The sequence below is a fragment of the Burkholderia sp. HAN2018 genome (genome assembly GCF_024704855.1).
Taxonomy (GTDB): Bacteria; Pseudomonadota; Gammaproteobacteria; order Burkholderiales; family Burkholderiaceae; genus Burkholderia; species Burkholderia cepacia.
This window is the reverse complement of record NZ_QOBB01000250.1, coordinates 1-9,748: the sequence shown is the minus strand read 5'-3', so window position 1 is coordinate 9,748 and position 9,748 is coordinate 1. Positions and strand designations below refer to the sequence as shown.

Here is a 9,748-nt window from a genome sequence, read left to right as displayed (position 1 = left end):
GTGCTGCTGGCCGTCGTCAGCACCGGGTCGGGGATCGCGGCGCTGTGGGTTGCGGTGCGGATCGAGATCGACCGCCGGCTGTTCGCCGCGCTTGCACGCGCGGCGGCCGGCGACGCATCGGTCGACGACGCCCTCGCCGCGCTCGACCGCGCGCTCGCCGATCTCGGCTGGATCGACGCGTCGAAGGCCGGACGTGCGCTCGACGCACGCGTGCGCGGCGCGGTCGGGCTGTGCCGGGCCGGTGTGCTCGTCGCGATCGTGCAGTGGCTCGTGGTCGGGCTCGCGATTGCCGTTTCGCAGGTGGGTTAGCGTACGGATGGCATTCTTGCGAAATGATGTTCAGCTGGGTAATTATTTCTCGTTTGGCTTCGCGAGATAAGTAATATTTACTGTATTTTTTGGGGGCTTATTGCAGTAAGAGTGTTGCGCGGTAATCTTCGATTTGACGAAACCATACGTTTTCCTGTCTATCGAATTGCGGTGAAAGGCATTTATAATATTCGCTCGGCAGAAATCCCGCCTGAATAACAACCGAGGGCATGCTGCGTGAGCAACACCGCACTTTATAAGGCGTTGCGTCTCGGCGACGCGCAATACAATCGACTGATCAAACTCGATACGCCGCTCGGCGTTGACTGGTTGCTGCCGCTTTACGTCAAGGGCACCGCCAGGCTGGGGCGCGATTATGAGTTCGTGATCGACGTCGTATCGGCCCGCGGCGGGCAGATCGAACTCAAAGCACTGCTCGCCAAGCCAGTCACACTGTGGATTCAGCAGGTCGACGGTTCATACATGCCGATCCACGGCTATGTCCACCGGTTCAGCCGGTTGGGGGCGGACGGCCCGCTCACCTATTACAAGCTCGCTTTTTCCTCGTGGCTTTATTTTCTGTGCCTGCGTCGTGACATGCGGGACTGGCAGGAGCAGAACGGTGAGCAGATTCTGACCGACGTCTTCAACGAACACCCGCAGGCGCGGGGCGCATTCCGTTTCGACGTGCACAAGCCGCTGCCGTCGTATTCGAATCGCGTGCAATGGGAATACGACCTCAATTTTGTTCACCGCAGCATGGAAGAAGCAGGCGTGTTTCCCTACTTCGAGCAGGCGGAGAACGGCCGTTCCCACATGATGGTTGTCACGGACGACGCCTATTTCGTCCCGACGCTGAGGCAATCCGTTGTCCAGTTCGGTCGTATGGACATTGGCGGCGAATTGGACGGATTCGCGCAATGGAAGGAGCAGCTCCAGATCGAGAGCGCACAACTGACGTCACGCTCATTCGACTACAAGCGGCCCGATCTTCCCCGGCAGGTCCAGGGGGTGACCGATGTGCACGGCAATCTGCCGACGGATGGCGAGATCTACGACTACCCCGGTGCGTACATGTGGTCGGATCGGGAGCAGGGTGAGCGTCTCGCACGGATCCGCCTCGAGGAGAGGATGTCGCGGATGAAGCGCTTTCATGGCGTTGGCGCTTTACGCTGTGCGATGCCTGGAAGGCGTTTCGAGCTTCGTGGCCATCCGGTCCATGACGCGGGGAGCCAACCGGATCGCGAATTCGTGTTGCTCGGTGTCGACTGGCTGATCAGCAACAATCTGCCCGGTCTGGACGGGGTCGAGGCATTCCCCGACGGGCTGGCCGCGGAAATCGCAAAGGCGAAGACCGGTGCAACGGTGCACCACGCCGATGGCAGCGAGGGCTTCTTTCAGGTGCAGGTCGAGGCGCAACCGCGCAATGTGCCGTTTCGCAGTTCGTTCGATCACAAGAAGCCGGTCATGCAGCTACAGAACGCGATCGTTGCCGGGCCGGGCGGCGAAGAGGTCTACACCGACTCGCTGAACCGGGTGAAGGTGTGGTTTCACTGGAACCGCCGCAACGGTCAGGACGAGCGTGCGTCATGCTGGGTCCGTCCGACGTTTCTCGACGCGGGCGCCAATCGCGGCGGCATTCAGCCGCTGCGCAAGGGGGATGAAGTTGTCGTCGGTTTCATGGAAGGCGACTGCGACAGGCCCGTCATTATCGCGAGGATGTACGGCGGCGCAACGCAACCGGTGTGGCATACGAACGGCCTGCTGTCGGGCTATCGGTCGCGCGAGTACGGCGGCACCGGCTATAACCAGCTCGTGATGGACGATTCGACGCAGCAGAATCGCGTTCATCTTTATTCGAGCAGCTATCAGTCGCATCTGCACCTCGGCTACCTGATCCAGCATACGGAGAATACGCGCGGCGCATTTCTCGGCAGCGGCTTTGACCTCAAGTCGGACGCTTATGGCGCCATTCGCGCGGGGCAAGGGCTGTTCGTCTCGACACATTCTGCGACGGTCAACCAGCCGCTGAACGTGACCGCGGCGTCCGAGCAACTGGCAAGCGCGGAAAGCGTGGTGGAACTGACGTCTCAGGCGAGCGCCGCAAATCAGGCCGAAAGCCTGGAGGAAGGGCACGACGCACTGAAGCGATTTACCGATGCCACGCAATACAACGTGGCGGGAGGCGCCGGCAGCGGCGGGCGGACGGGAGGTGGCGGCACCGGTAGCGCAAACGGGTTCTCGACGCCGATCATGCTGATCGCAAGTCCGGCCGGCGTGGGCGTGTCGACACAGGATTCGGCGCAGCTCACGGCAAACCAGCAAGTCAATATCGTGAGCGGCAGGAGTACGCACGTTGCCGCCGGCAAATCGCTGATCGCGAGTGTGATGGAAAAGATCAGCCTGTTCGCGCAGAACGCGGGGATCAAGCTGTTCGCGTCCAAGGGCAAGGTCGAGATTCAGGCGCAGAGCGACGAGATGAAACTCACCGCGCTCAACGACGTGACGGTCACCAGTTCGAGTGGACGTGTCGTTATCTCTGCCGAAAAGGAGATCTGGATCGGCGCTGGGGGGTCGTATATCAAGATCACGCCCGACTTGATCGAGAACGGAACCAGTGGCCAGATTCTCGAAAAATGCGCATCGTGGGACAAGCCGGGTGCGTCATCGATGCGTCTGCCTTCGCCGATTGCGAGTGTGCAGAAAGGATGTGCGTGGAAGACCGCGTCGGCATCGGCCGACAGCGCGTCGAGCGTCGTGTTGGAGTAGTCGTCATGAGTCGTCCGAACCACCGCGACGCAGAGCGTCAGGAAGGCGTGGATTTGTCGAGCGAGGCAGCGGCAATCGATACGACGGTGAGTGTGCTGCGTGCTTATTTTGACAAGCAACCGGACATGCACTGCCTGTTGGTCGTCGACCCGGCCCAGCGCGATTTGCCGAGCGAGGAGGGCTCGGTGTTCTGCGAGTTGACGCGCACGGTCGTCACGATCGCGCACGACGCCTATCCGGATGAACACCGGCCCTACCTCGTTGAACTGGATCTGTCTTCGCCAGCTGGCACCGCGCTTCTGAAAGAAAGTGTGCGACTCGCGTTCGAAGACAGGCGTCCCGCGTCGATGGCACAGGGCCTCGGGCAGCGGATCGGCGGATGGTTGGCAAGTTCTGCGTCGCCTGACAAAGTCGCCGAGCACTGGTCGAGGCAGGTGCTGCAGTACGACGAGCGAGGGCGCCTATGTGCGCTGCGTTTCTACGACACGCGTGCGCTGGGCCTGATCTGGCCAGTGTTGACCGAACGGCAGCAGCAGGATCTGCTCGGGCCGGCCAAGGTCTGGCATGCGCTTGATGCATGTGCGAAGCCGCGCGCGTATGGCCGGGACGCGGAATCGAGTCGGGCATTTTCGCTCGCGAAGGCGCAATGGCCGGGCGTGCATCGTCATGGTCTCGTCAACCGCGCACTCGCGTTGCATGCATTGGCGGCAGGCCGTCAGCCTGTACCCGCGGAAGTGGATGTGGCCGTTGCTGCCGCCGCGCGTGCGGAGCAATACGGGCTGCATGATCGCGACGACCTGGTTGCATTCATCGGACATGCGCTTGACTGGCATCCCTGGTTCGACCGGCATCCCGAGGTTGCGAAGGCGTTGCAACAGTGTTCGCCCGACGATTTTTATACCGCAGCGATCGGCCACCTCCAGCCTGGCGAAATCGACGAAATTCGACGCGGTGCGTGGTATGACGAGAGGGCGTTGTCTTCCGCCGAGTCAAGCCGGTCGACGACTGACACGAGATACGAATAACGGAAATGGCGACTACTGAACAAGAATGCGCGAATTGCCAGAAGACCGGGCTGGCGATCCTTCCCGTCCGCTACACGGTTTTGCCGAATACCGTTCCTGCAAGATTGCCGGACGGAATTGGGGGGAAAGGTGTCACGGATGTTCCGTTGACGACGCATCGTTATGGGTTGCGCACGCTCCGGGACGGGTGGTTGTACCTCTACTATGTCCAGAGTGCGAGAGGTCCCAAACGGTGGGAGGTATACAAGGTGACGGGAGACGGCCGCTTGTGGAAGCAGTCGCGCCCACTGCCCGACAAGCCTTCCACGCATCCTGCGTGCGCCCAATGTGCGATCGCGGTACCGATGGACGTGATCGCGATCGAGCGTCCGGAGAAATGCACGGGCCGTGTCTACATCGCGTTCTCGGAACACGCATGGATCGAGGATACGTTCAAGCGGTACGAGGCAAATCCTGCCTTGCTCGAACAGCGCATGCAGTGGATCGAGCCGTCGAAATGGATCAACGGCGGCAACGATCCGCAAAGGCATGCAGTCGTCGCAACCCGAAAAAGTATCGATGATGTCGTCGAGTACATGCCGGGTCTGGATCCCAAGCTGCTCGATCCGAAGGATCAGCCGTTGACCGACAAGGCCGGCGCCTACGATCCGAAACTGATGGGCCGGGAGTCGACCCGGTATCCGTTGCATATCCGTCAGGCCTCTCCGCTGTCCACGAGCGAAGCGTTGGTCAAGTTGATGAACTCGATCGGCTCGACCGGCAAGGGGCAATCTCATCCGCCGATGATGCTGGCCTTGTGGGATGGTATCGGCAACGCGCACGAACTGAACGATTTTCGCAACGACGCAGGCAGCATGTTGTCCTTGTATGTCAAGGAGCAGGGCACGCAGATCGACGCGATGCTGTCGATCGATGCGGCGGAAGTCGCCGTGCGCAACGGCGCGGTTGCGTTCAAGAGCCGCATGCGGTCCGCGCTGCGGGCGGGCTGGGAAGGCATGTTGAACAATCCCGGCGCGATGGACGGGATTCCGAGTTATGCCGTCATCTCGCCGGAGCAGCAGGCGGCGTCGGACAGGCGGATTCAGGAAGCGGGCGTGATCAGCCCCGAAGAAGCGAAGACGATCGGCGACGCCGAGTGGCCGAAGTACCAGGACAAACTGAATCTTCGAAAGCTCGGGGATTTCCGGCCGTGGTTCAAGTCCGTTCAGGACGCGGTCAAGGCGATTCAGGCCCGGCGTACGCCCGACGTGAAGGCGTGGCTGAAGGCGCCCACGTTCATCGCGGCGTTGCACGATTATCACGACGAGAACGCGGACGACGGTCGGGCATTCGAGAAGGTCATCGTTCAGGCGATCAACGGGTTGCCGTCGGAAGATCGCGGCGCGGCCGTCGTCTACGATCTGGTCAACAACATGGATCCGACATTGCCGACCAGCCTCGTGTGGCGTGCGTTCGCCTACAACCAGAAGCATCCGAAGGCCGAGATCAAGGAACTGCTGGCACAGGCGATCGCGAACAAGACGACCAAGGCGGATCCGGTCAGCGATATTGCCGACAAGATCGGCAAGGTGCTGGAGCAACTGAAGAACTTCGTCGATTTTCGGGAGAAGATGACCGAGGTTCATGAGCATCAGAACCCGATATCGGTGTCGGAAAAGTACTTGAAGAGTATTCAAGGTGACGGCCTCGTCATCACGATGGGCAACGCGCTGTTCAAGTGGACGGGGCTGGGCGTGCTGGGGGACTGTGCGGGCACTTTCATGATTCGCGGTGCGCTGATGTTGCGCGTCGGCATCAGCAAGGCGGACACGATCGATCTCGTCAGGCAGGCGGTCAAGGTCGAGCCTGACTTGCGCCTGAAGTTGCAGCAGGGATATCGGGCGTTGCGCGGCCAGGGCATTGCGGCGCAGGACGCGTTCGTGAGGACGATGCAGTCGCTCGCGGAACACGAAGGCGGGCAGCTCTATCGTGCGAAGTGGAATGCGGTCAAGCTGACGCAGGAAGGCAAGGCCGTCAATCTAGGCGTGCGGATCGGCGGTACCTTGGCCGTGATCGAATTGCTGAGCTTCGGGTGTGCGCTTGCGAAAGCGGACAAGAAGGGCGAGGACTACGCGATGCTGGTGGCGGGAGGGTTCTCGTCGATGTCCGCGTGTCTGCAGGCGTCGACAAAGCTGATGACGGGGCTGGCGAAGGATGCGGCGCGGACGTTGACCAATCTGAAGGCGATTACGGGGTATTTTGGTGGGGCGTCGTCGATGATTGGGATGGTGCTGGATTTTGGGAAGGCCTTCGAAAGCACGGGGAAAAATCAGTATTCCGCAGCAGTAGCCTATTTTTTTAAGGCAACGATTGGTTTTGGGGTGACGACGGCAAATTTTCTCACGGCATTGACATCGTCTGCACCACTAGTCGCTCGGATTACAGGCGGGCGTGGCGTGGTATTTATCGGGAAGGTAGGCGCTGGCATTGCAGGCGCTACCGCTCGGTCGAGCGCAATAGCTGCAGGCACGGCTACAGGACGGCAAGCGGCTAACGAAATTGGTAAGAGGGCAATCGGAGTGGCAGCCGAGGAGGCCGGAATTATCATCACTGAACGCGTTGGCCTTTTGGCGATTGGTCGTGTGGTTTTGTTCCTGGCGGGTTGGGAGGTTGCTGTGGCGCTAGTGGTGCTGCAGCTTTTGATCGCATATTTCTCAGATAACGAACTGCAGACATGGTTCGAGAAATGTGCGTTTGGTAAGAGCCCGGATAGTCCGCCATGGGCGATCGATAAGCAACATGAAGAATTTGAGAAGGCCCTTGCCAGTATCGGTTTGAAGCCCGATAACGGTGTCTGATGAATATGGATAAAGATAAAGTATCTTCTACAGTATTGCTTCGTGGATTTATTAAAAATCTTCGGAAAACGCGCTGCAATCATGACTTCCTCTTTAGCGACGCCGATCGCGCCAAGATGGGAGCGACGGCCGTTGCGGCAGGTTTGGTTGGTTTGGGTGGCGTTGCCGTCGGATTGAGTGGTATGGCAATGGATACCACAGAAGAAGCCGATTTGCTCGAGTTTGAGCTTGATGGGAAATCGGTGAGAGCTTGGGTTTGGTCGTCGGTGTTTACGGAAGGCGACGAGGTAGAGATTGTTGCTGAACGCTGGGGTGACACTTGGCAGGCATTCGGTATACGGAGACTTTCTGACAAGATTGTGGCACTCCACCCGCATTGTAGTCGCGGTCGTTTTGCTCACTATCGGGCGTCGTTCAGGTGGGGTGGGTTATTCTTTGCGGCAGCGATGATCGTGGCATATTTTATAATGGCGTGCTTTGCTATTTTTAAGGGTGGCGTTCCGATTGTAAATTTAATCATAACATGTACTCTGGGAACTTTAGTTTCGGCGCTAGGGTATGGATTTATTACTTATCGTGTCGCACGAAAGATGATGGGTTTCGTCCGTCTTGCTGAAGGGATTTTTGAGGGATTTGGTTGGAAGGACGCGAAAAACATCGATCTTCCTGCGATCACGAAGAAGGGGAAGAAGCCCGGTGAGCCGGGTGCCTTGGGGGTTCTGTATTTCCGCTACTGACGACCTATCGATGAGTATGTCATTACATCAGATGCAGCTGCTTCAAGGGCACATTGGTAACTTGCGGAAGTCGCGTTGCAGCTGGGATTTCCTTTTTTGTGATGCTGATCGCGCCAAAATCGGTGCGACGGCGATCGCGGCAGGCTTGGTCGGTTTGGGCGGTGTTGCAGTCGGGTTGAGCGGCATGGCAATGGACACCACCGAAGAGGTCGACTTGCTTGAGTTTGATCTCGAGGGGAATTCGGTGAGGGCTTGGGTGTGGTGGTCGGTATTTGCGGAAGGCGATGAGGTAGAGGTTGTTGCTGAGCGTTGGGGCGACTCGTGGCAGGCATTCGGTATTCGGCGACTTTCAGATAGGATCGTTGCACTCCATCCGCATTGTAGTCGTGGTCGCCTCGCACACTATCGTGCCTCATTTAAATGGGGCGGGATATTTTTTGTATCGGCCATGGTTGTTTTGTATTTTATATCGGCGTGTTTTTTGATATTTAGAGGTGGTATCCCTGTTGAGAACTTGGTTATAGCACTTTTGCTTGGAACTTCGGTGTCAGCGCTGGGCTATGGATTCGTTACCTACCGTGTTGCACGGAAGATGATGGGCTTCGTCCGCCTTGCTGAAGGGATTTTTGAAGGGTTCGGGTGGAAGGACGTGAAGAACATCGATCTCCCTGCCATCACGAAGAAAGGAAAGAAGCCGGGTGACCCTGGTGCATTGGGTGTGCTGTATTTCCGCTACTGATTGTTCGTCGATGAGTATGTTGTCCGATCAAATGCAGTTGCTCCGTGGACGCATTGGCAATCTACGGAAGTCGCGTTGCAGCCAGGATTTCTTCTTTACCGATGCTGATCGTGCCAAGATGGGCGCGACAGCGATTGCGGCAGGCTTGGTCGGTCTGGGTGGTGTTGCAGTCGGGTTGAGCGGCATGGCAATGGACACCACCGAAGAGGCCGATCTGATCGAGTTCGAACTCGATGGCAAGCCCGTTAAAGCATGGGTTTGGTGGTCGGTGTTTTCGGAGGGCGATGAGGTAGAGGTTGTTGCTGAGCGTTGGGGTGACACGTGGCAGGCATTCGGTGTTCGGCGACTCTCTGACAAGATCGTTGCACTGCATCCGCATTGCAGCCGTGGTCGGAACGCACACTACCGTTCGGCGTTGAAATTATGGTTAAAAATTTCAATGGCATTGATCGGCGTGTTGTTTTTATTTGGTTTTTCGTATGGTTTCTTTAAATATGGATCGGAGACGGATTGGGTGGGTCTCTCGATCGGACTTGCGATGGGGGGATTCGCGGCAGCAGCGGTATACGGAATTATTGCCTTCCGGATTGCGCGAAAATTCATGGGATTCGTCGGGCTTGCAGAGAATATTTTTGCGGGATTTGGTTGGAAGGATGTGAGAGATATTGACCTTCCTGAAGTTACAAAAAATGGAAAGAAGTCGGGCGAGCCAGATGCGTTAGGAGTTTTGTATTTTCGCTATTGATCATTTGTCAATGAGTCCGCCGTCATATCAGATGCGGTTGCTTCATGGGCGCATTGGCAACCTGCGGAAGTCGCGTTGCAGCCGGGATTTCCTGATTGGTGATGCTGATCGCGTCAAGATGGGCACAACGGCTATCGCGGCTGGTTTGGCTGGTTTGGGTGGAGTTGCCGTTGGACTGAGCGGTATGGCAATGGACACCACTGAGGAAGCCGATTTGCTTGAGTTTGATCTCGATGGTAAGCCGGTGAAGGCGTGGGTTTGGTGGTCGGTGTTTGCCGAAGGTGACGAGGTTGAGGTTGTAGCAGAATATTGGGGGGACACTTGGCAAGCATTTGGCATCCGAAGGATTTCCGACAAGATTGTGACGCTCCACCCGCATTGCAGTCGGGGGCGCTTTGCTCACTATCGTGCTTCATTTAAATGGGGTGGGATTGCATTTTGGAGCAGCCCCCTGAAACGCCGGACACAGTCACCCACTTACAATAACGGGTAGGCATAAGACTGTGTTTTTGACTAACACCAGGCAGGAAGTGATGGAAGTGTTGACGGGCCCGGAGCGCCGGCGGCGCTGGACGGCGGAGCAGAAG

General features: G+C 57.9%; 7 protein-coding genes and 1 pseudogene. All 8 read left to right on the top strand.

Going from position 1 to position 9,748, the window contains the following annotated elements; genetic code table 11:
• Window positions 1–309: hypothetical protein (locus DPV74_RS35230; RefSeq protein WP_240440081.1), on the top strand; the 309-nt coding region annotated here is incomplete at its 5' end.
• A 237-nt stretch (window positions 310–546) separates the two neighbouring features.
• Window positions 547–3,078 (top strand): type VI secretion system Vgr family protein, encoded by a 2,532-nt coding sequence (locus DPV74_RS35225; RefSeq protein WP_060173852.1) that lies wholly within the window; start codon window positions 547–549, stop codon window positions 3,076–3,078.
• A gap of 5 nt (window positions 3,079–3,083) precedes the next feature.
• Complete coding sequence (locus DPV74_RS35220; protein WP_119338871.1) at window positions 3,084–4,103, top strand: DUF4123 domain-containing protein; 1,020 nt, start codon at window positions 3,084–3,086, stop codon at window positions 4,101–4,103.
• Window positions 4,104–4,108: 5 nt separating this feature from the next.
• On the top strand, window positions 4,109–6,940 hold the full coding sequence (locus DPV74_RS35215) for a T6SS effector BTH_I2691 family protein (protein ID WP_119338870.1): 2,832 nt from the start codon (window positions 4,109–4,111) through the stop codon (window positions 6,938–6,940).
• Window positions 6,940–7,677 (top strand): putative type VI secretion system effector, encoded by a 738-nt coding sequence (locus tag DPV74_RS35210; RefSeq protein ID WP_226161282.1) that lies wholly within the window; start codon window positions 6,940–6,942, stop codon window positions 7,675–7,677. The genes DPV74_RS35215 and DPV74_RS35210 overlap by 1 nt, the downstream gene beginning before the upstream one ends.
• A gap of 10 nt (window positions 7,678–7,687) precedes the next feature.
• A complete protein-coding gene (locus DPV74_RS35205) occupies window positions 7,688–8,416 on the top strand; it encodes a putative type VI secretion system effector (RefSeq protein WP_374709013.1) in 729 nt (242 codons plus the stop codon).
• A gap of 10 nt (window positions 8,417–8,426) precedes the next feature.
• Window positions 8,427–9,161, top strand: a complete 735-nt coding sequence (locus DPV74_RS35200; RefSeq protein ID WP_081085520.1) for a putative type VI secretion system effector — start codon at window positions 8,427–8,429, stop codon at window positions 9,159–9,161.
• A 10-nt stretch (window positions 9,162–9,171) separates the two neighbouring features.
• Window positions 9,172–9,597 (top strand): annotated as a pseudogene (locus DPV74_RS35195) (putative type VI secretion system effector); the annotation flags it as partial.
• Between the last annotated feature and the right edge of the window lie 151 nt (window positions 9,598–9,748).